The sequence below is a fragment of the Corynebacterium faecium genome (assembly GCF_027257105.1).
In the GTDB taxonomy this organism is placed as follows: Bacteria; Actinomycetota; Actinomycetes; order Mycobacteriales; family Mycobacteriaceae; genus Corynebacterium; species Corynebacterium lehmanniae.
Map to the genome: position 1 here is coordinate 184,366 of NZ_JAPYJX010000004.1, position 19,895 is coordinate 204,260.

The 19,895-nt window shown below is 63.0% G+C and carries 18 protein-coding genes, 1 tRNA gene and 6 pseudogenes; 15 read left to right on the forward strand and 10 right to left on the reverse strand.

Annotation, left to right across the window (positions count from 1 at the left end):
- Positions 1-16 precede the first annotated feature (16 nt).
- From O5O53_RS05835 to O5O53_RS05845, 3 genes are read left to right on the forward strand one after another with little or no spacing between them, the layout of a single operon-like run.
- A complete protein-coding gene (locus O5O53_RS05835) occupies positions 17-859 on the forward strand; it encodes a DUF3097 domain-containing protein (protein ID WP_269509844.1) in 843 nt (280 codons plus the stop codon).
- 20 nt (positions 860-879) lie between these two features.
- Positions 880-1,308, forward strand: coding sequence for an NfeD family protein (locus tag O5O53_RS05840; RefSeq protein ID WP_269509847.1), 429 nt, complete (start codon positions 880-882; stop codon positions 1,306-1,308).
- Positions 1,309-2,598 carry an SPFH domain-containing protein gene (locus tag O5O53_RS05845; RefSeq protein WP_269509849.1) on the forward strand — a complete coding sequence of 430 codons (1,290 nt, stop codon included), beginning with the start codon at positions 1,309-1,311 and terminating at the stop codon, positions 2,596-2,598.
- Here the strand turns inward: O5O53_RS05845 and O5O53_RS05850 are convergent.
- From O5O53_RS05850 to O5O53_RS05860, 4 genes and pseudogenes are all read right to left on the reverse strand, one after another.
- Positions 2,570-3,139, reverse strand: a complete 570-nt coding sequence (locus tag O5O53_RS05850; RefSeq protein WP_181888440.1) for a MarR family transcriptional regulator — start codon at positions 3,137-3,139, stop codon at positions 2,570-2,572. The genes O5O53_RS05845 and O5O53_RS05850 overlap by 29 nt on opposite strands.
- A gap of 20 nt (positions 3,140-3,159) precedes the next feature.
- A complete protein-coding gene (locus O5O53_RS05855; protein WP_269510044.1) occupies positions 3,160-3,852 on the reverse strand; it encodes a TVP38/TMEM64 family protein in 693 nt (230 codons plus the stop codon).
- Positions 3,853-4,778: 926 nt separating this feature from the next.
- Positions 4,779-4,895, reverse strand: a complete 117-nt coding sequence (locus tag O5O53_RS11820) for a YegP family protein (RefSeq protein ID WP_496197146.1) — start codon at positions 4,893-4,895, stop codon at positions 4,779-4,781.
- A gap of 126 nt (positions 4,896-5,021) precedes the next feature.
- A pseudogene (locus O5O53_RS05860) lies at positions 5,022-5,451 on the reverse strand (transposase); the annotation flags it as partial.
- Between O5O53_RS05860 and istB the strand changes: the two are divergent.
- A pseudogene (gene istB / locus O5O53_RS11805) lies at positions 5,442-6,162 on the forward strand (IS21-like element helper ATPase IstB); the annotation flags it as partial. The pseudogenes O5O53_RS05860 and istB overlap by 10 nt on opposite strands.
- A gap of 142 nt (positions 6,163-6,304) precedes the next feature.
- Positions 6,305-7,360: an alpha/beta fold hydrolase gene (locus tag O5O53_RS05870; protein WP_095279068.1), complete on the forward strand. Its 1,056-nt coding sequence runs from the start codon at positions 6,305-6,307 to the stop codon at positions 7,358-7,360.
- 43 nt (positions 7,361-7,403) lie between these two features.
- Here the strand turns inward: O5O53_RS05870 and O5O53_RS11810 are convergent.
- Together O5O53_RS11810 and O5O53_RS05875 are read right to left on the reverse strand one after the other, a co-directional pair.
- Positions 7,404-7,649 (reverse strand): annotated as a pseudogene (locus O5O53_RS11810) (IS1634 family transposase); the annotation flags it as partial.
- A gap of 34 nt (positions 7,650-7,683) precedes the next feature.
- A pseudogene (locus O5O53_RS05875) lies at positions 7,684-8,908 on the reverse strand (IS256 family transposase); the annotation flags it as partial.
- Between the two features lie 141 nt (positions 8,909-9,049).
- On the opposite strand from O5O53_RS05875, the gene istA reads away from it, so the two are divergent.
- Positions 9,050-9,937, forward strand: coding sequence for an IS21 family transposase (gene istA / locus O5O53_RS05880; RefSeq protein WP_269509855.1), 888 nt, complete (start codon positions 9,050-9,052; stop codon positions 9,935-9,937).
- On the opposite strand, the pseudogene O5O53_RS05885 reads toward istA, so the two are convergent.
- Positions 9,896-11,244 (reverse strand): annotated as a pseudogene (locus O5O53_RS05885) (IS256 family transposase). The gene istA and the pseudogene O5O53_RS05885 sit on opposite strands and share 42 nt — an antisense overlap.
- A gap of 99 nt (positions 11,245-11,343) precedes the next feature.
- Here O5O53_RS05885 and O5O53_RS05890 point away from each other — a divergent pair.
- Positions 11,344-11,550, forward strand: a pseudogene (locus tag O5O53_RS05890) (IS1249 family transposase); the annotation flags it as partial.
- Positions 11,551-11,647: 97 nt separating this feature from the next.
- On the opposite strand, the gene O5O53_RS05895 reads toward O5O53_RS05890, so the two are convergent.
- Positions 11,648-11,736 (reverse strand) — tRNA-Leu (locus tag O5O53_RS05895).
- A gap of 89 nt (positions 11,737-11,825) precedes the next feature.
- On the opposite strand from O5O53_RS05895, the gene O5O53_RS05900 reads away from it, so the two are divergent.
- The 3 genes from O5O53_RS05900 (at position 11,826) to O5O53_RS05910 (ending at position 13,028) form a co-directional block, all read left to right on the forward strand.
- Positions 11,826-12,002: a hypothetical protein gene (locus O5O53_RS05900; RefSeq protein ID WP_269510060.1), complete on the forward strand. Its 177-nt coding sequence runs from the start codon at positions 11,826-11,828 to the stop codon at positions 12,000-12,002.
- A 125-nt stretch (positions 12,003-12,127) separates the two neighbouring features.
- Positions 12,128-12,661 carry a YbhB/YbcL family Raf kinase inhibitor-like protein gene (locus O5O53_RS05905; RefSeq protein WP_269509856.1) on the forward strand — a complete coding sequence of 178 codons (534 nt, stop codon included), beginning with the start codon at positions 12,128-12,130 and terminating at the stop codon, positions 12,659-12,661.
- A gap of 10 nt (positions 12,662-12,671) precedes the next feature.
- Positions 12,672-13,028: a hypothetical protein gene (locus tag O5O53_RS05910; protein ID WP_181191669.1), complete on the forward strand. Its 357-nt coding sequence runs from the start codon at positions 12,672-12,674 to the stop codon at positions 13,026-13,028.
- On the opposite strand, the gene O5O53_RS05915 is transcribed toward O5O53_RS05910, so the two are convergent.
- Both O5O53_RS05915 and O5O53_RS05920 read right to left on the reverse strand, forming a co-directional pair.
- Positions 13,025-14,104: a quinone-dependent dihydroorotate dehydrogenase gene (locus O5O53_RS05915; protein ID WP_269509858.1), complete on the reverse strand. Its 1,080-nt coding sequence runs from the start codon at positions 14,102-14,104 to the stop codon at positions 13,025-13,027. The genes O5O53_RS05910 and O5O53_RS05915 overlap by 4 nt on opposite strands.
- Before the next feature lie 11 nt (positions 14,105-14,115).
- The gene (locus O5O53_RS05920) at positions 14,116-15,168 is read right to left on the reverse strand and encodes a YncE family protein (RefSeq protein WP_131771928.1); all 1,053 of its coding nucleotides are present in this window, start codon (positions 15,166-15,168) and stop codon (positions 14,116-14,118) included.
- Between the two features lie 70 nt (positions 15,169-15,238).
- Between O5O53_RS05920 and O5O53_RS05925 the strand changes: the two genes are divergently transcribed.
- The 5 genes from O5O53_RS05925 to aspA are packed head-to-tail and all read left to right on the forward strand — an operon-like array spanning position 15,239 to position 19,892.
- A complete protein-coding gene (locus tag O5O53_RS05925) occupies positions 15,239-16,084 on the forward strand; it encodes an undecaprenyl-diphosphate phosphatase (RefSeq protein WP_269509860.1) in 846 nt (281 codons plus the stop codon).
- Positions 16,085-16,100: 16 nt separating this feature from the next.
- A complete protein-coding gene (gene mshC, locus O5O53_RS05930) occupies positions 16,101-17,315 on the forward strand; it encodes a cysteine--1-D-myo-inosityl 2-amino-2-deoxy-alpha-D-glucopyranoside ligase (RefSeq protein WP_269509862.1) in 1,215 nt (404 codons plus the stop codon).
- A gap of 23 nt (positions 17,316-17,338) precedes the next feature.
- Complete coding sequence (locus tag O5O53_RS05935; RefSeq protein WP_269509865.1) at positions 17,339-17,737, forward strand: hypothetical protein; 399 nt, start codon at positions 17,339-17,341, stop codon at positions 17,735-17,737.
- Positions 17,730-18,398: an HAD family hydrolase gene (locus O5O53_RS05940; RefSeq protein WP_269509868.1), complete on the forward strand. Its 669-nt coding sequence runs from the start codon at positions 17,730-17,732 to the stop codon at positions 18,396-18,398. The genes O5O53_RS05935 and O5O53_RS05940 overlap by 8 nt, the downstream gene beginning before the upstream one ends.
- Before the next feature lie 54 nt (positions 18,399-18,452).
- A complete protein-coding gene (gene aspA / locus O5O53_RS05945) occupies positions 18,453-19,892 on the forward strand; it encodes an aspartate ammonia-lyase (RefSeq protein ID WP_269509871.1) in 1,440 nt (479 codons plus the stop codon).
- The last annotated feature ends 3 nt before the right edge of the window (positions 19,893-19,895 follow it).

A 19,895-nucleotide genomic window follows, 5' to 3' on the forward strand; every position in this document is an offset into this window, starting at 1 on the left:
AGAATACGGACGCACTATGGGAGATAGCCGGTACAGCGGAGATATTTTCAGTGGCCACGCGCGCACGAAGCGCCCGATTTACCCGGAGGTGCCGGCGGAGCCAGGCATCATCGTGGAGATTGTGGGCAACGACTTCGTCGGCGCTGTCGTCGGCTTCGAGCGCACTTACGACGGGGACTTCGTGCGTCTGGAGGACCGCTACGGCACGCAGCGCCTGTTCAAGATGCTCCCCGGCGCGTTCATGGTGGAAGGCCAGCGGGTGACGCTGACCCGCTACGTCGCGCCGCGCGACGAGGGGCCGAAGCGGTCCAACTCGGGCTCGCGCAAGGTGGAGAACGCGCAGGCGAAAGTGGCCATGCCGTCGCGTATCTGGGTCGAGGGTATCCATGACGCTGCGATTGTGGAGCAGGTGTGGGGCCACGACCTGCGCGTCGAGGGCGTGGTGGTGGAGTACCTCGAGGGCCTGGACAATTTGCAGGAGCGTCTCGACGAGTTCCAGCCCGGTCCCGGCCGTCGCATCGGCGTGCTGGCGGACCACCTGATTGAAGGCACGAAGGAATCCCGGTTGGTGGAAAACGTCGGCCCGCACGTGCTGGTCACCGGCCACCCCTACATCGACATCTGGGCGGCGGTGAAGCCCGCGAGCGTGGGCATTCCCGCGTGGCCGGAGGTGCCCTACGGCGAGGACTGGAAAACAGGGGTGTGCCGCCGCCTCGGCTGGTCGGACCCGAAGGAGGGGTGGCGCCGCGTGTCCTCCTCGGTGAGGACGTTCCGCGACCTGGATTCCACGCTCATCGGCGCGGTTGAGCGGCTGGTGGACTTCGTCACCAACCCCGAATTGTCGAAACACGACCTCTAGACAGATGTAAGGTAAATTACGTGGGACCTTTGCTTTGGTTTTTAGCCGCGGCGCTGTTGGCGCTGCTGGAACTGACCGTGGGTGAGCTGACGCTGCTCATGCTCGGCGCGGGCGCGCTGACCACCGCGCTAGTGGCGCTCGGCGGCGTGCCTGCGTGGGCGGAAGTCGCCGTGTTCGCCGCCTCGTCCGCGCTGTTCTGGTTCTTCTTGCGCCCTCCGCTGCGCCGCCGCATGGAAAAGCCGCTGGTGTTGGATGACTCGCCGCGGGCGCTCGTGGGCAGCACGGCCGAGGTCGTCGAGGACATCGCGGGCGGTAACGGCCAGGTGCGTCTCGACGGCTCCCTGTGGTCCGCCCGCGGCCTCGACCCGGCGGAAACCATCCCGGCGGGATCCCGCGTGACCGTTTACGATATTGACGGCCCCGTCGCTGTCGTGTGGAAGGAGCCCTAAATGGGAGGGTTTATCACATTCTTCGTCATCATCGCGCTGGTGGTGGCAATACTCACCGCGTCAATCAAGCTGATCCCGCAGGGGGAAGCGGCGGTTATTGAGCGCCTCGGCCGCTACACCCGCACCGCATCCGGCGGGCTGACGTTCCTCGTGCCCTACATCGACCGCGTGCGCGAGCGAGTGGACACCCGTGAGCGCGTGGTGTCCTTCCCGCCGCAGGCCGTGATCACCCAGGACAACCTGACCGTGGCGATCGACACGGTGGTCACGTTCCAGATCAACGACCCGGCCAAGGCCATCTACGGCGTGGACAACTACCTCGTGGGCGTGGAGCAGATTTCCGTGGCAACGCTGCGCGACGTCGTCGGCGGCATGACGCTCGAGGAGACGCTGACCTCGCGCGAGACCATCAACCGCCGCCTGCGCGGCGAGCTGGACGCGGCCACCGCCAAGTGGGGCCTTCGCATCAGCCGAGTGGAGCTGAAGGCGATTGATCCGCCGCCGTCCATCCAGCAGTCCATGGAGATGCAGATGAAGGCGGACCGCGAAAAGCGCGCCATGATTCTCACTGCTGAAGGTAAGCGCGAGTCCGACATCAAGACCGCAGAGGGTGAGAAGCAGGCGCGCATCCTCTCCGCGGAGGGCGAGAAGCACGCGGCCATCCTCGCGGCTGAGGCGGAGCGTCAGGCGATGATGCTGCGCGCCGAGGGTGAGCGCGCCGCCAAGTACCTGGCCGCGCAGGGTGAGGCCCGCGCGATCCAGAAGGTCAACGCCGCCATCAAGTCTTCCGGCGTGACCCCGGAGTTGCTGGCGTACCAGTACCTGGAGCAGCTGCCGAAGATCGCGAACAACGACGCGGCGACGATGTGGATGATCCCGTCCCAGTTCGGCGACTCCCTGCAGCAGTTCGCCCGCGCCTTCGCCAACAAGGACGACGACGGCGTGTTCCGCTACGAGTCCGAGTCCCCGAACGACCGCGACCGGGAGATGGCCCAGGCGGACAACACCGACCGCTGGTTCGACACTTCCACCGACCCGGAGCTGGCAAAGGCTCTCGCCGAGGCGCGTGCGGTGGCCAACAAGCACGTCGACGACCCGGATCCGACCCAGGATGCGGCACAGGGGTCAGCGCAGGATTCGATCAAGCCGGAACCCAGCGGCGCCACCCGCCGCGAGATCACCGCGGGCGAGCCGGAGCGCACCGGCTTCGAGCAGGATTTCGGCCGCGACACTGACGTGTCCGAGCCGGTCTCGCGCCCCGTTACTCGCCCTGACCAGCAGCCCGAGTAATCAAATTCAGCGCTAGCTGCCACCCGGCCTGCTCCGCGGGCCACCCGGCCGCCTGCAACCGCTGGCTCATCGCCTGTTTGGAGATGCCCAGGGTTGCGGCGGCCTCATTTTGGTTCATGCCGCGCCGCACCAGCGATGTCGCCTCGCGCCCCTCGTAGGTGCGCTTGTGCAGCACGTGCGCCATCAGCGCGAAGGTCGCCGCGATGTCCGCGGCCTCAGTCGTCGCTTGTTGCCTATCGACGATCACCCGCACCTGGCCCGCCCTCGTTCCGACAGCTTTCGTCGCGGTGGCAGAAGCGTCGCGCGTGGAGCCCTCGCCGTCGCTGATGCCGAGCCCGATGGCCCAGTTGCCGTCCGAAAGCAGCGCCATGATCAGGTTCAGTGCAGCTTCGGCGTCCTCGACCTTCGAGCGGATGTCTTCCACCCCGAGCACCTCGAAGCCTGCAACACCGGGCAGGCCACTGAGCGCCTCAGCGGAGCGCTCAACCACGGCGGCGCGGGCCTTCTCGCGGCCCCGGTACCTCGCATGCACGGCAATCATAGGCCGTAGCGTACTCCGGTCTACCCTTGGGGCTTGACTCCGACACGTCCCGAGCGGGTCGGCAAGCGCGCGTCCAGCAGCAGCCCGGCCACGCCGACGACAGCGAGCACTGCCATGATCGCCACGAAGACCGGGTCCGCTTCACCGGTGAGCGTGTCGCCGAACAGGGTGACGAGGATCGTGCCAGGCGCAGACCCCACCAAGGTCGCAAGCGCGAACGGGGCCACGGGCACACGAGTGAGCGCCGCGGCGTAGTTCATGATGGAAAACGGCACCGCCGCGATCATGCGCAAGCTCAAGATGGCCAACCAGCCGCGCTCCTCGAGCCGCCGGTTGATGTTCTCCACGGCCGGGTGCGTGAGGCGCGGTTCCACCCAATCCCGCAGCAGCGTACGGACGATGAGGAGAGAAACCACTGCGCTGACCGTCGTAGCTGTCAGCGCGATAAGGATCCCGCGGCCGGTGCCGAAAAGGATGCCGGCGGAGACAGTCATCAGGGTCCTAGGAATGGGGAACTGGGTGATCAGCACGTACAGCAGCCAGAACAGGACAGGGAACCAGGCTCCGGTCTCATCGGACCAGGTGCGGAGTGTGGACAGCGGAGGGACGTCGAGAAGCATCCATGCTGCGACGAACAACGCTCCCGCCGCAACGACGAGTGCCACCCGGTTCCGTGGCGCTTTCCGCAAACGATTCACCCCGCCATCTTCCATCGTCCAGTAGTCTGGAACCAACTTGAGGAGGGGGTCCATGAGTGCAAATTAACGCAACAAATCGTCGGTCGGCCTGTTTCTACTTTCCCTGACGTTGACAGTTCTAGGAATCTCGGTGACCTATGGGCCGATGGTGCTGTCATTGATGTTTTATGGCAGCGCGGTCGTCATCGGGTGCATAGCTGCTGCGCGGTCCACAACAGACGGCGCGGCGCGAAAAGCGGCGTCGTGCGGGCTCGTCGTTGCGGCTGTCGCGACACCGTGGATACTTCCAACTCTGATAGGGGAGCCCGCTGGCTACGCTATCGTCATCGGAATTTACGGGCCCGCCGTCTCCTTCTTGGCTTTTCCTGGCCACCCCACTATCTGGCAGGGCCGACCATCAGCAAGCGTTACACCATACTAAGGGACGCAACCCGTGCGACGTATGGGGGCGGGGGTTAGCTATTTTTTGACAGATCTCTTTACCCGTTTCTCCCAATATCCCTTATGGATACGTGACCTGTAAGGTTTTCTCCCGGAAAGCAGATGGGGCTTTTCCCGATATTTTCCCGTCTTTCATTGATGGAAAAAACTAAATGAGAAAATTGAGGGACGATCTGCACCGCTGGGAAATCCTCCCTCAACTTGTACGTGATGTCCCAACCCTTGTCGTACCACCGAAACCGATCGAATTCTTCTTTCCACTTAGGTCGCTCGCGAAAGCTGTCGGGTTCCTTGATGAAATTCGATCCAAATTCTCTCGTCCACTCAAGGATCTCGTTTCCCAAAGCAGGTTTTATGCCTAAATCCGCGGGAAGATAGTAGCCCCTTCCTTCGGAACCGGTGACTACTAGTTCTTTAGAGGGCCACAAGGAACTTGGATGGCTATATTCTGGCCGGAGGAAAACTCGCCGAGGCTCCGTGAAACTAGGCTACCGTCAGCTTTACTGTCCCGAAAGTGGAGGCCCCTCGCTGGTGGCGACAGCTTCACAGTTGCCGGCTTTGATGTGGAAGTGGAACTTTCCGGCTATTTCAGTGTAGATCTCGAACTTCCCAGCCATGATGGTCTTCCTCTGCGCGTGGATCAGGCGGGGTAATGCGGATGTCACCTCCCGTAAGGGGCGTTTGCGTAGCCTGGGGGGGGGAACCTTTGAGAGTGTCCGATTCTTTGTGTGCGGGGGCTTGGTTTACAAGTAGTCCGCGAATCGGTCTGGGTAAGCCACGGCTAGTTGGTTAATGGCTTGTTTCCACCCGGTGGCTTTCGCTCCTTCAATATAGCCGTTGCATTCGATGTCGCGTTTTGCTTTCTTCGTCCGCTGGGCAGCGCGTTTGTCTTCGATGTTGCAAATCATCAGCCACAGCGTTTTCAACGCCGCAGTATCGTTCGGGAATTGCCCGCGGTTACGGGTAGCTTTACGCAATTTAAGCGTTGAGCGATTCGATCGAATTCGTGGTGTAGAGCACCCGACGGGCCGCTGGCGGGAACTGCAAAAACGGCACGAACCGGTCCCAGGCGTCGCGCCAGACTTTGACCGATTGCGGGTATTTACGGCCCAGTTCACCGGCTTCGAACGCGTCCAGGGCGGCGCGGGCGGTGTCCTCGTTCGGTGCGGTGTATCCACCGCTTCGCCAGAGAGCTCAAAGCGCCGCGCATCGCAAGCATCCACGCCACCATCGCCGAACAAGCCCGCGCCGAATCCTGGACGCACGAGGAATACCTCGCCGCAGTGCTGTCTGTCGAAGCCACTGCCAGAGCAGAATCAGGCGCCGCCCAACGCGTCAAACGCGCCGGCTTCCCGTCGATGAAAACCCTCGCCGACTTCGACTTCACCGCCCAACCCGGCATCGACCGCGCAGACATCGCTCGTCTTGAAAACCGGCGCCTGGGTCGCCACCGCCGAAAACGTCGTCTTGCTCGGCCCACCCGGCACCGGCAAAACACACCTCGCCACAGCACTCGGCATCACCGCAGCGCAGCAAGGCTACCGAGTACTCTTCGACACCGCCATCGGGTGGGTCAACACCCTCACCGAAGCGCACACAATGGGCAAACTAGAACCAACCCTGAAACGCTTAAGCGGCTACCACCTGCTCATCATCGACGAACTCGGCTACATCCCAGTCGAAGCCGACGCCGCGAACCTGTTCTTCCAACTCGTCTCACGCCGATACGAACACGGGTCGATCATCGTGACGTCCAACCTGGCGTTTTCCCAATGGGCGCAATGCTTCGGCGACGTTACCGTCGCCACCACCATGGTGGACCGTATTGTCCACCACGCCAAAATCTTCCAACACCGCGCCACCAGCCACCGCATCAAAGGAAGAGAAAACCCGCAACAACCCCCGCCCTGCAACCACATCAGGCACAATAACCAACGACCACGCTGGGCTACTTTTCAAAGAGCGCCAGTGGGCTACATTTCGAAGAGCGCGCACAAATACAAATTTATTGGTAAGGTGATAGCTCATGGCCCTGGTCGGGAAAAGGGTCCTGAAGGTGGCGGGACTTATCGTGACGGCAATCGTTGCACTTGCGGCAGCCGGTGCTGGCGGTTGGGCATGGTACACAACCACGTATCACTCGCGTCTTGTGAGATCCCTGGAAAAGGCTGGCTATCAAGAGCACCGGGTGAGCGTGGATCATGTGAAGCTCAATGTAGGGGTAAGCGAGCCAAGGGACGGTTCCCCTATTGTCCTTATCCATGGTCAAGCGAGCGGATGGCGCCAGTACGGTTACGCTTTACGTGACCTCAGCAAGGACCGCCAAGTGTATGCCATCGACGTTCCAGGGCATGGCAAGTCTGATCGCCTTGAATCTTATCGAGCGGTGGAGGTCGCAGACGTCCTATCTCGTTATATAGAGACAATTGGCCAACCCGTCGTATTAAGTGGGCATTCGTCTGGGGGTCAATTGGCCGCGTTGATTGCTGCGCGTCATCCAGAACTGGTTAGCTTCCTGGTGTTAGAAGATCCGCCGCTATTTGCCACAGAGCTGCCTGAGGCGCGCAATACGTGGAATTATCAGGACCTAGCTGTCAGCACTCATGAGTTCTTGTCTTCAGGAGAGACCGACTGGCAGGCTTATCAGTGGCGCAGCCAAAAAATGTGGCAATACTTTGGGGACTCTGCTCAGGGGTTCATCGGTGATGGACTCGCATATCACTCTCGGCATCCGGGCGCCCCGATAGCTCTGTGGACCATGCCTCCCGAGATGAATGAGGCACAGGTGTACATCATGGATTATGACCCAGCGTTTGGTGATGCCTTCTTTACGGGTCTCTGGAACGAAGGGTTTGATCAAGAAGCAACACTTGCGGCGATTCAAGCGCCAGTTACCTATATTCATTGTCAAGCGCGATACGACGGGGAAGTCCTTCAAGCTGCGGCCAGTGATGAGGACGCCGCCAGGGCCATGGATTCTCTTCCCGCCGGTGCCGTTAAAGTCGAGGCTGACTCGGGCCACAACTTCCATGTAGAAAAGCGCAAGGAGTTCGTAGAAATTCTGCTGGCCGGCGTAGGTTAATCCGCGTGCGCTTCTCCTGAGTTGGATCATTTTAGTGCGGAAGTCAGGGGTCGGTGATGGCGTGGACGAGGTTTTGCACTTCGGCTGGTAGTGGCGTGGCCGCGTGGATTGTTGTGTCTTCGACTCTGAGTTCAAAACTGCGATACTTTTTGAAAGTTCGCACGAGTCGTTTAATGCTTCGTCCGGTTGCTGATTCCATCATTCGACTTACTGCGAGTGTTGCCATGACGATATTGAGGTGCGCATTAATCGAGCCCTCGGTTCGGGCATAAATTGGTCGCGCCTTGAGAGAGTGTCCGATTCTTTGTGTGCGGGGGCTTGGTTTACAAGTAGTCCGCGAATCGGTCTGGGTAAGCCACGGCTAGTTGGTTAATGGCTTGTTTCCACCCGGTGGCTTTCGCTCCTTCAATATAGCCGTTGCATTCGATGTCGCGTTTTGCTTTCTTCGTCCGCTGGGCAGCGCGTTTGTCTTCGATGTTGCAAATCATCAGCCACAGCGTTTTCAACGCCGCAGTATCGTTCGGGAATTGCCCGCGGTTACGGGTAGCTTTACGCAATTTAAGCGTTGAGCGATTCGATCGAATTCGTGGTGTAGAGCACCCGACGGGCCGCTGGCGGGAACTGCAAAAACGGCACGAACCGGTCCCAGGCGTCGCGCCAGACTTTGACCGATTGCGGGTATTTACGGCCCAGTTCACCGGCTTCGAACGCGTCCAGGGCGGCGCGGGCGGTGTCCTCGTTCGGTGCGGTGTAGACCTCCCGAAGCGCACTCGATACGGGTTTGCGGTCTTGGTAGGACACCCACCGGTTCGTCGCTCGAATCAGGTGCACGATGCAGGTCTGCACCATGGAATTCGGCCAGGTGGCTTCCACGGCTTCCGGCAGGCCTTTGAGCCCGTCGCAGCAGACGATGAACACGTCTTGGACCCCACGGTTGGCAAGGTCAGCGCAGACTGATGCCCAGAAACTGGCGCCTTCATTGTCAGCGATCCACAATCCCAGGATGTGTTTGATGCCGTCCATATCCACACCGACGGCCATGTAGCAGGCCTTATTCACCACCCGGTGGCCGTCGCGGATTTTCACGCGTAGCGCGTCGAGGAAGATCACTGGGTAGAACTCGTCGAGCTGGCGGTTTTGCCAGATCAGTACCTCATCCAACACCGCGTCGGTGATCGTGCTGATCGTATCCGGGCTCATATCCACCCCGAGTGTGGTCGCGAGGTGATGCTGGATATCACGCACCGTCATCCCACCGGCGTACAGCGAGATGATCATGTCGTCGAGCTCTGTGAGCCGACGGGAGCCTTTGGGCACCATCTTTGGAGCAAACGTGCCGGCACGATCCCGCGGCATGGTCACTTCCAACGCGCCGTACCCAGAATTAACGGTCTTGGTGTACGACCCGTTGCGGTGATTGCTCTCCTGTGCGGTTTCCACCCGAGCCTTCGCTTTCCGGTCGGCATGGCCGTAGCCCAAATGAGCATCCATCTCTGCCTGCAGACCAGTGTTGATCGATGCCTGCAACAGGCCTTTGACCAAATTGTTGCGACCGGCTAGTTGGTAGCGGTGTGGTGACTTTCGGGTAGCGGTTTAGTGGGTATCCGGTAGCGGGGTTTGCGGTGGCGGGTGATGCTTTCGGGTGGTTGCACCACAGGGGTGTAGCCGGTTACCGGAAGGAGTCCGCTGATGACGGATTACCGGGCGGTGATGAAGCTGCTTGTGCAGCAGCGTTCGTACCGCCAGATTGAACAACAGCTCGGGTGCTCGCACCGCGCGATTTCCCGGTCGAACCAGGTGCTTCGATCCCTCGGGATTCGCACTATCGACCAGGTGTTAGCGCTGACGGATGATGAGCTCGACGAGTTATTCGTCGATGGGCGCAGCACCGGCCAGGGCGAATTCGTCCCCATCGATTTCGATGCGGTGGTCAAAGCCCGCACGGGGCGTGACAAGCAGACACTGCAAGTGCTGTGGGCGCGCTACACCACCACACCTGCTTTACCCGGCCAGCTTCATTACAGCTACGACCGGTTCCGCCAGTTGGTGGCGTCCCATGTCGATGCGGCCGGTTTGACCGCACGCATCACCCACACTCCGGGGCACACCATGCAGGTGGATTGGGCAGGCACCAAGATGCGCCTGTTCGACCCTTATGGCGCACCGGGGATTACGGTCAGCGTGTTTGTCGCCTCAATGCCGTATTCCGGGATGATTTTTGCCCTCGCGTGTCCGGATGAGCGCCAGCATTCCTGGCTTGATGCCCACCACCACGCGTTCGCCTACTTCGGGGGCGTGCCTGAGGTTGTGGTGCCGGATAATGCCTCGACTGCGTCGAACGCGATCAGCACGGCGGATCGAAACCGCAAAGTCAACGACACCTACGAGCAGTTTTTGGAGCATTACAACACCGCAGCGCTGCCCACGAGGTCGAGACGGCCGAAAAACAAAGCCAATGTCGAAGCCGCAGTCAAGATCGTCACCCACAAGGTCATCCACGGAGAGTGTCCGATTCTTTGTGTGCGGGGGTTTGGTTTACAAGTAGTCCGCGAATCGGTCTGGGTAAGCCACGGCTAGTTGGTTAATGGCTTGTTTCCACCCGGTGGCTTTCGCCCTTCAATATAGCCGTTGCACTCAACGTCGCGCTTTGCTTTCTTCGCACGCTGCGCAGCGCGCTTGTCTTCGATGTTGCAGATCATCAGCCACAGCGTCTTCAGCGCCGCGGTATCGTTCGGGAACTGGCCCCGGTTGCGGGTAGCTTTCCGCAGTTCAGCGTTGAGCGACTCGATTGAATTGGTGGTGTAGAGCACCCGGCGTGCCGCCGGCGGGAACTGCAGAAACGGCACGAACCGCTCCCACGCGTCGCGCCAGACTTTGACCGACTGGGGGTATTTCCGGCCCAGTTCACTGGCCTCGAAAGCGTCCAAGGCGGCACGGGCGGTGTCCTCGTTTGTGGCCGTGTAGACCTCACGCAGCGCCCGGGAGACACCTTTGCGGTCCTGGTAGGACACCCACCTGTTGGCCGCCCGAATCAGGTGCACAATGCAGGTCTGCACCATGGAATTCGGCCAGGTGGCTTCCACGGCTTCCGGCAGGCCTTTGAGCCCGTCGCAGCAAACGATGAACACGTCCTGGACACCGCGGTTGGCCAGATCTGCGCAAACTGATGCCCAGAATGCGGCGCCTTCGTTGTCGGCGATCCACAATCCCAGGATGTGCTTGATGCCGTCGATGTCGACACCAACCGCCATGTAGCAGGCTTTGTTGACCACGCGGTGGCCGTCGCGGATTTTCACGCGTAGCGCGTCGAGGAAGATCACTGGGTAGAACTCGTCGAGCTGGCGGTTTTGCCAGATCATGACCTCGTCTAACACCGCATCGGTAATGGTGCTGATCGTATCCGGGCTCATATCCACCCCGAGCGTGGTCGCGAGGTGATGCTGGATATCGCGCACGGTCATCCCGCCTGCGTATAGCGAGACGATCATGTCGTCGAGTTCGGTGAGCCGGCGTGCGCCCTTGGGCACCATCCGGGGAGTAAAGGTGCCGGCACGGTCCCTGGGCACGGTCACTTCCACCGCGCCGTACCCGGAGTTGACGGTTTTGGTGTACGACCCGTTGCGGTGATTGCTGCTCTGTGTGGTTTCCACCTGGGCTTTCGTCTTGCGGTCGGAATGGCTATAGCCCAAGTGCGCATCCATCTCCGCCTGCAGACCAGCGTTGATCGATGCCTGTAGCAGGCCTTTGACCAGGTCGCTTGCATCATCAGCGGAGGTCGACAGCTCGCTTATCAGGCTGGCCAGCTCAGGATTTTCCATCAGCTTCTCGCTGATCTCGTTGACCCTCGCCGGGTCGTGGCCTTTCTTCGGTGACACCGTAGTCATTATCGGTGAAACTCCTTCAAGATCAGAGCCTCACACACAAACTTCCTGACACCCTCAGGCCCACAGGGCCATGCGGATGTGGTCGCTGCGGGGTAGATGGGTGCGTGCGGCGAGCATCAGCGCCGGATGCTGGATTGGTGGCTCTATCTAAAAACAGAACTTCCAGACGACCCCGTAGAAATCGCCAGGCAGTCCAACTGGGGCCAGGACCTACTCGCCAGAGTATCCACCCTGATCCGCAACGAGAACCAACCCGCCCACGAAACCAGACGACCAGCCGTCTACGACAATGCTATCGACACCAACACACAATCGGCATCCAAAACGCTAGATCTAACCCCGGGGGCACATCAAAAACAAAAAATCTCGAGACACCGTAGGAGCGATGTCTCGAGACAACACATGGTGCCCGGAGGGGGACTTGAACCCCCACGTCCGTTAATAGGACACTAGCACCTCAAGCTAGCGCGTCTGCCATTCCGCCACCCGGGCTTAGGGTGTTTTTCAGCCTCTCGGCTGGGCACCCGCATAACTATAGGGCGGGGCGGTGAAACCGCCAAATCGCCAGTACAGGCGCACCCGTGTCTCGGCCGGGCCTGTGGATCCTCGAGCCAGCGCAGCGCTCCTATGCCACAGCCGCCGCGTGGGCGAAGCGTGCCGATGTGCTGTTTCCGCGGGCCCTGGGCAACTATGGGGTGGGCCTCAAAGTCGCCCGCGCGTCCATCGACTTGCGCCGTCGTCCGACCGGATCCTCGTGATGGACAGCGGACGCATTATCGAGGACGGCACCCACACCCAGCTCATCGCAGCCGGTAGGAGGTACGCGCAGCTTTTCGCTGCATGGAGTGGCGAGGGTCACTAGCCCTCCGGTAGGAATGGGGACATGACTGTGAATTACGTTTCCGACCGATTCCCCGGTCCCGACCCGTACGCCCCGTTGGCGGAAGTCCCCGAATTCGATATCACCTCCAAGGACATCGTCGACGGCGAGCGCCTTGCCGATTCGCTGGCCGGCGACAATGCCACCAGCCCGCAGCTGTCCTGGTCCGGCGCCCCGGAGGGCACGAAGACTTTCGCGGTGACCTGTTTCGACCCGGACGCACCGACTGCCTCCGGGTTCTGGCACTGGTCGGCCTTCAACATCCCCGCGGAGGTCACCGAGCTGCCCACCGGCGCAGGTGCGACGGAGGATCTCGGCGTCGGTGCAGTGGTGCTCACTGGCGACAGCGGTGTCAAGGGCTACTACGGCGCCAACCCGCCGGCAGGCCACGGCCCGCACCGCTACCTCTACGCCGTCCACGCGGTAGACACGGAGCTGCCCGCGGACGAGATCGCCAACCCGACCCAGCTCGGGTTCAACCTGAACTTCCACTCGCTCGGCCGCGCCATCATCTGGGGCTGGTACGAGAACCAGTAGGATTCGCCGAATGGTTCCAGTGCAACTTCGCGTCGGCGGCGCATTTTTGGGCATCGCGCTCGTGCTCGTGCTCTACGCTGTGCTGGCGCTGCTTCGAGGTGATGCCACGTTTCCGATTACCCCGCGGGTGCTCTCCGTGATCGCCGCAGTGGCCATCGTCGGTGCCTTCGCCACCTACAACACCAACCAGGCGGGCTCGCGCACCCAGGTGGGCGCGCTGCTGGCAGCGGTGGTGCTCATCGGGCTCGGCTTCATCGCACCCGGCACGGCGCTGACGGTCACCACACCGTTCTGGCTCATCGGGTGGGCGCTCGCCGCCGGGCTGTGCGCGGTGGTGCTGCGCCGCAGCGCAGCAGGGCGCGCCTAGAGCGTTTTCCACTCCAGCCCGCTGCCCACGGCCTGCTCAATCGAGTCCAGGCCGTGGGCTTTGATCTGCGTGGCGATCCCGCGGTGGATGCCGCGGATCCAGCCCAACCCGCCGTAGATGAACGGCGTGTAGCCCTGCAGCAGGCTCGCGCCCGCGGCGATGCGCTCCCACGCCTGCTCGGGCGTGGAGATACCGCCGACGCTGACGAGCACCAGCTTGTCGCCGACTCGCTCGTGGAGGCGCTTGAGCACCTCAAGCGAGCGGTTCTCCAACGGGGCTCCGCTGATGCCGCCCGCGCCCATCTTCTCCACCCTGGAGGCGGGCGTTTTCAGCCCGTCGCGGGAAATGGTCGTGTTGGTAGCCACAATGCCGGCCAAGTCCAGCTCCACGGCAAGGTCGGCCACGGCGTCGATGTCTTCGTCGGAAAGATCCGGCGCGATCTTCACTAACACCGGGGTGGTGGTGGATTTCTTCACCACTTCCAGGATCGGGCGGAGTTCCTCCACCGCCTGCAGGTCGCGCAGACCCGGCGTGTTGGGGGAAGAGACGTTGACCACCAGGTAGTCCGCAAGCTGGCCCAGAAGCGTCGCGGTGGCGCGGTAGTCCGCCACGGCATCCTCGGAGGTCTTGTTCTTGCCGATGTTGATGCCCACCACGTCGCGGGAGCGCCGCGCACGCAGGTTGTCGGCGACCACGAGCGCGCCCTTGTTGTTGAAGCCCATCCGGTTCAAAATCGCCTTGTCCTCCGGCAGGCGGAACAGGCGGGGAGTGGGGTTGCCCGGCTGGGACTTCGGGGTCACGGTGCCCATCTCGGCGTAACCGAAACCGATCGCGCCCCACGCGTCGATCGCCTCGGCGTTCTTGTCAAAGCCGGCCGCCAGCCCCAGCGGGGCGGGAAAATCCACGCCGAAAACGGTCTGGCGCAGCACCGGGTCGTGCACGCGCACGGTCTTTTCCATAACACGGTTGACAGGGGTGGCCAGGTGCAGCGTCTGCAGGGCGCCGCTGATGATGCCGTGGATGCGCTCCGGCGGCAGCAGGAACATGAGCTTGAGTGCGCGGTCGTAGAGCGTCACGGGTGAATCTCCTAGTTGCTCTCGGTCTGGTCGGCGGGGGAGACGATCTGGATGCCGTCGCCGGATGCGGAGGCGGCGACCACGGTGCCGTCGTCAAGCGTAATGATGCTCTGGGCATCTGCGACGGTGGCGAAGTGCTTGCGCTTCACCGGAATGCCCTGGGAGATGTCGTAGCCGGTGGCGGTGTTGCTGGCCAGCGAGCTGACCCAGGCGAGGCGCTGCGCGGGGTCCCACGCGGCATCCCAGGGTCCTTCCGGCACGGGCGCGGACTGCTGGAGGCGGATGATGTCGTCGGTGGTGTAGACGTGGAGCTGGTTGCCGGTGGAATCCGCGGCCAGCACCAGGCCGTGCTCGCCGCCGCGCACCTTGCCCACGCCCAGGCCGACGCGCAGGGTGCCGCCCTGGCGCGAGCCGTTCCAGTCGATGTCCTGAATGGTGGTGTCGAAGCGGTTGGTGCGCACCACCGAATCGCGCTGGCCGTCCACCTGCACAGCTTGCAGCTGGTCGGTCTCGCGCGCGACGTCGATGGTGTCTTTCAGCTCTCCGCCGTCGAAGACCCACACCTTGCGCTCAGTGTCGCTGCCTGCGAGCACCTCGCCTGTCGACGCCACCGTGGCCACCGTGACCGGCTTATCCGTGGCGATAGTCTCCTCCCGGTCGCCGAAGAGCTTGATCTCGCCCGCGCAGGCAAGCGCGAAGGTGCCGGCGTTGGCGGATGCCTCGCCGCAGGATTGGTCCAGCTCGTGGCGGGCGGCCTTGCCTTGCTGGATCTCCTCGAGCGTGCCGATCGTCAGCGCGTTTTCCGTGCGGACGCCGATGCGGCCGTTCGTGACGTCCACATCGCTCACTGGCTCGAAGTCCACCACCGCGCCCGCCGGGTCCGACGACTGCGGGGACTGCACAGGCTCTGCGCTGCCCATGTTCGCAGCCGCCTCACCGCCGGCTTCCTCGATCTTGGCGGAAGGAGACGCGCCGCAGGCGCTCAGCGCCAGGGCAGCCGAGACGGCACCGGAAACTGCGGCAAAGCGGAGGCGGGAACTGGGGGCAAACAAACGAGCATTCACAAGGTCAAAGCCTAGCAACGCGCCCGTCGCGCACCGCGATGGCTAAGTAGGCGGGGTAGTGTCTTTCGCCATGACTGATCCCGCCACCACAATGTCCTGGGTTCAGGTGATCGTCCTGTCCATTGTCCAGGGCCTCACCGAGTTTCTGCCCGTGTCTTCCTCGGGCCACCTGCGCATCGTCTCCCAACTGTTTTGGGGCGAAGACGCCGGCGCCAGCTTCACCGCTGTGATCCAGCTGGGCACGGAGCTGGCCGTGCTGGTGTACTTCGCCAAAGACATCTGGCGCATCCTCACCGCCTGGTTCGCCGGCCTCGCGGACAAGTCCAAGCGCGGTTTCGACTACCGCATGGGCTGGATGGTCATCGCCGGCACCATCCCCGTCGGTCTTGCGGGCGTGCTGCTCAAGGACTTAATCCGCGAGAACTTCCGCAACCTCTGGATCACCGCCACAGTGCTGATCCTGTTCTCACTGGTGTTCATCCTGGCCGAGCGCCGCGGCACAAAGACCCGCGGCTTCGAAGAACTGACCATGAAAGACGCGGTTCTGATGGGCCTGTGGCAGTGCCTGGCGCTCATCCCGGGTGTGTCGCGCTCCGGCGGCACCATCTCCGGCGGTTTGTTCCTCAACCTCGACCGCGAGGTTGCCACCCGTTTTTCCTTCCTGCTGGCCATCCCGGCAGTACTGGCCTCCGGGCTGTTCTCGCTGCCGGACGCCTTCGACCCCCAGGCGGGCCAGGCGGCAAGCGGGCTGCAGCTGCTCGTCGGCTCCGGCATCGGGTTTGTGGTCGGCTACATCTCCATTGCCTGGCTGCTGAAGTTCGTGTCCAACCACTCGTTCGCGTGGTTCGCCGCCTACCGCATTCCGCTGGGCCTTCTCGTGATGGCGCTGCTCGGCACTGGCGTGATGGCCGCCTAGTTGTAGGGTTGTCCGCATGCATGCATGGCCCGACCCGTCCGTACCCGCAGTCGCTGGCACCCCGGTGCCGCTGAAGCTCTTCGACACCGCCGATCAGCGCGTCAAGGAAGTAGACACCACCCCGGATGCGAACGGGGAGGTGGGGATGTACGTCTGCGGCATCACCCCGTACGACTCCACCCACCTCGGCCACGCCGCGACCTACCTCACCTTCGACCTGGCGCAGCGCCAGCTGCTCGCCAACGGCCACAAGGTCCACTACGTGCAGAACATCACCGACGTGGACGACCCGCTGTTCGAGCGCGCAGAGCGCGACGGCGTGGACTGGCGCGAACTCGGCACCAGCCAGATCAACTTGTTCCGCAGCGACATGGAGATCCTGTCCGTGATCCCGCCGCGCGACTACATCGGCGCGATGGAGTCAGTCGACGAGGTGATCGCAATGGTGCAGCAGCTTCTCGACGCTGGCGCCGCCTACGAGCTCGACCAGGGCGACATCTACGCTTCCATCGACGCCACCGAGCAGTTCGGCTACGAGTCCAACCTGGACCGCGCCACCATGGAGGAGTACTTCGCAGAGCGCGGCGGCGACCCGGATCGAGAGGGCAAGCGCGACCCGCTGGACGCGCTGATCTGGCGCGGCCACCGTGAGGGCGAGCCCGCCTGGGACTCGCCGTTCGGCCCGGGCCGGCCGGGCTGGCACGTGGAGTGCTCCGCAATTGCCACCAACCGCCTCGGCAGCCACTTCGCCATCCAGGGCGGCGGGTCTGACCTGGCGTTTCCGCACCACGAGTTCTCCGCGGCGCACGCTGAGGCCGCGCTGAAGGTCGAGCGTATGGCCGGCCACTACGTCCACGCCGGCATGATCGCCCTCGACGGGGTGAAGATGTCCAAGTCCCTGGGCAACCTCGTGTTCGTGCACAAGCTCTCGGAGGCGGGCCACGACCCGTCGGCGATCCGCCTGGCCGTCTTTTCGGGCCACTACCGCGAGGACCGGGACTTCTCCGACGCGATCCTGGCCGAGGCCGAGGAGCGCCTCGCACGTTGGCGCGAGCAGCTCTGCGGCGAGGTGAGTGAGGCGGAGGCGACGGATGTCGTCGATAAGCTTCGCGCGATTCTTGCGGACGATCTGAACACCCCGGAGGCACTTTCGCTTCTCGACGGCGCGGCCGGCGACTGCAACCAGATCATCGCCACCGCCCTCGACGGGCTGCTCGGGGTGCGCATTTAGCGCGCCTCACGCACAATGGGCGCATGAGCGCAGCTGCGGACAACTCGATTCGGGCCCAGTTTCAGCCCGAGGTAGACGAATTCATCGACGACCTGACCACCTTCGCCACCGGTTCCTACCTGCAGGACGAGGACAAGGACCTGTGGGAAGAGCCCTTCGACCCGGCGGTGCTGCCGGATTTGAAGAAGCTCCTGGAGATGTTCCTGGACGCCCTCGACCTGCTCGGCGACGATCCTGAGGGCGACGCGCTGGTGAAGGTCGTGGCTCCGTTCTACGAGAACCTCGAAGAGTTCAACGAGAAGCACGCCAGCGCGGTGCTTGAACCGGAGGAGAAGGCCGACATCGAGACCCTGGTGTTCCGCGCGGCGGCCGCCACCGGCGCCACGGACGAGGCTCTCAACGAGCTTCCGGAACTTGAGTAGGCCCAAGGCCGTCCTCTGGGACATGGACGGCACCCTCATCGACACCGAACCGCTGTGGGGCAAGGCCACCTTCGAGCTCGGCGAGCTGCTGGGCCGCCCGCTCACCCCGGAGGTGCGCGCTAAAACTATCGGCGGCAGCTTCCCCAACACCTTGAGCGTGGTGGCCGAGTGGGCGGGCTACGAGCTTCGAGACGGCGACCTGGAGCGCTACCGCACCTGGATGTTCGACCGCATGCGCGAGCTGTTCGCCACCGGCATCGAGCTCAACCCCGGCATCGGCGGCGTGCTCGAGTCGCTCGCGCGGCGGGGCACGCCGATGTTCGTGTGCACCAACACGGAGCGGGTGCTGGCTGATCCGTGCATCGACGCGATCGATCGCGACTTGTTTGCAGGCACCATCACCGGCGACGAAGTGGCACACGCGAAGCCGGCGCCCGACATGTACCTCGAGGCGGCCCGGCGCGCGGGCGCAGAACCGGGGGAATGCCTCGTGGTGGAGGATTCCTGGCACAGCATGTCCGCCGGGGCCGCAGCAGGCTGCGCGGTGCTGGGGCTGGCGGATGAGGTTCCCGCGGGTGCGACGAAGTTCGACCCGAACAACTTCGTCGGCGCGGGCGCCGATGACGTGGACGGTTGGTTTTCTGCAGCTCGACAGGCATAAATCGGGGGTATACAACGCCCGTCTGCAAGCGTCGCGCTACGTATAGTGGCGCGCATGAGCACTCGTACTGAAGAAGACCTCCTCGGCACCGCCGAGGTCCCCGCCGACGTCTACTACGGCATCCATGCGCAGCGCGCCGTGGACAACTTCCAGATCTCCGCAAGCACCATCAACGACGTGCCGGAGTTCATCCGCGGCATGGTGCAGGTGAAGAAAGCCACCGCGATGGCGAACCGCCGTCTGCACGCCCTCCCCAAGGACAAGTCCGAGGCCATCATCGCGGCCTGCGACAAGATCCTGGACGAGGGCGTGTGCATGGACCAGTTCCCGATCGACGTCTTCCAGGGCGGCGCGGGCACCTCGCTGAACATGAACACCAACGAAGTGGTGGCCAACCTCGCGCTTGAACTGATCGGCCGCGACAAGGGCGACTACTCGGTGATCAACCCGAACGACGACGTCAACATGTCGCAGTCCACTAACGACGCGTACCCGACCGGTTTCCGCCTCGGCGTGTACTACGCCGTGCAGGGACTGCTGGAGGAGCTCGACGAGCTGCAGAAGGCGCTGCGTGCGAAGGGCGACGAGTTCGCCGACATCATCAAGATGGGCCGCACCCAGCTTCAGGATGCCGTCCCGATGACCCTGGGGCAGGAGTTCACCGCCTTCGGCGCCAACCTCGCCGAGGAACAGCGCACCATCAGCGGCGCGGCCGACTCGCTGCTGGAGGTCAACCTCGGTGCCACCGCCATCGGCACCGGCATCAACACCCCGAGCGGCTACCGCGACCAGGTGGTGTCCGCCCTGCGCGAGGTGACCGGTCTGGACATCCAGGCGTCCCCGGACCTGATCGAGGCGACTTCCGACACCGGCGGTTACGTGATGATGCACAGCGCTATCAAGCGCGCTGCGATGAAGCTGTCCAAGATCTGCAACGACCTGCGCCTGCTCTCCTCCGGCCCGCGCGCCGGCCTCAACGAGATCAACCTGCCGGAGCGCCAGGCGGGCTCCTCGATCATGCCGGCGAAGGTCAACCCGGTCATCCCCGAGGTGGTTAACCAGGTGTGCTTCAAGGTCTTCGGCAACGACGTGACCATCTCCATGGCCTCCGAGGCGGGACAGCTTCAGCTCAACGTGATGGAGCCGGTGATCGGTCAAGCACTGTTCGAGTCCATCCGCCTGCTCGCCAACGCTGCGAAGACCCTGCGCGAGAAGTGCGTCACCGGCATTGCTGCCAACCAGGATGTGTGCGAGGCGTACGTGACCAACTCCATCGGGATTATCACCTACCTGAACCCGGTGATCGGCCACCACAACGGCGACCTCATCGGCCGCGAGGCGGCGGAAACCGGCAAGAGTGTCTACGACCTCGTGCTGGAGAAGGGCCTCATCGAGGAAGAAGATCTGAAGAAGCTGCTGAGCAAGGAAAACCTCATGCACCCCGAGTACCGGGGCAAGCTCTACGTCGACGACGAGCCGAGCCTTGATGCGTAGCCG

Coding starts and splice junctions, on each gene's coding strand:
- aspA (WP_269509871.1), top strand. CDS start 18,453: ATGAGCACTCGTACTGAAGAAGACCTCCTCGGCACCGCCGAGGTCCCC.
- O5O53_RS05905 (WP_269509856.1), top strand. CDS start 12,128: ATGACTGTGAATTACGTTTCCGACCGATTCCCCGGTCCCGACCCGTAC.
- O5O53_RS05835 (WP_269509844.1), top strand. CDS start 17: ATGGGAGATAGCCGGTACAGCGGAGATATTTTCAGTGGCCACGCGCGC.
- O5O53_RS11820 (WP_496197146.1), bottom strand. CDS start 4,895: ATGGCTGGGAAGTTCGAGATCTACACTGAAATAGCCGGAAAGTTCCAC.
- O5O53_RS05870 (WP_095279068.1), top strand. CDS start 6,305: ATGGCCCTGGTCGGGAAAAGGGTCCTGAAGGTGGCGGGACTTATCGTG.
- O5O53_RS05935 (WP_269509865.1), top strand. CDS start 17,339: ATGAGCGCAGCTGCGGACAACTCGATTCGGGCCCAGTTTCAGCCCGAG.
- O5O53_RS05845 (WP_269509849.1), top strand. CDS start 1,309: ATGGGAGGGTTTATCACATTCTTCGTCATCATCGCGCTGGTGGTGGCA.
- O5O53_RS05910 (WP_181191669.1), top strand. CDS start 12,672: ATGGTTCCAGTGCAACTTCGCGTCGGCGGCGCATTTTTGGGCATCGCG.
- O5O53_RS05855 (WP_269510044.1), bottom strand. CDS start 3,852: ATGGAAGATGGCGGGGTGAATCGTTTGCGGAAAGCGCCACGGAACCGG.
- mshC (WP_269509862.1), top strand. CDS start 16,101: ATGCATGCATGGCCCGACCCGTCCGTACCCGCAGTCGCTGGCACCCCG.
- O5O53_RS05925 (WP_269509860.1), top strand. CDS start 15,239: ATGACTGATCCCGCCACCACAATGTCCTGGGTTCAGGTGATCGTCCTG.
- istA (WP_269509855.1), top strand. CDS start 9,050: ATGACGGATTACCGGGCGGTGATGAAGCTGCTTGTGCAGCAGCGTTCG.
- O5O53_RS05850 (WP_181888440.1), bottom strand. CDS start 3,139: ATGATTGCCGTGCATGCGAGGTACCGGGGCCGCGAGAAGGCCCGCGCC.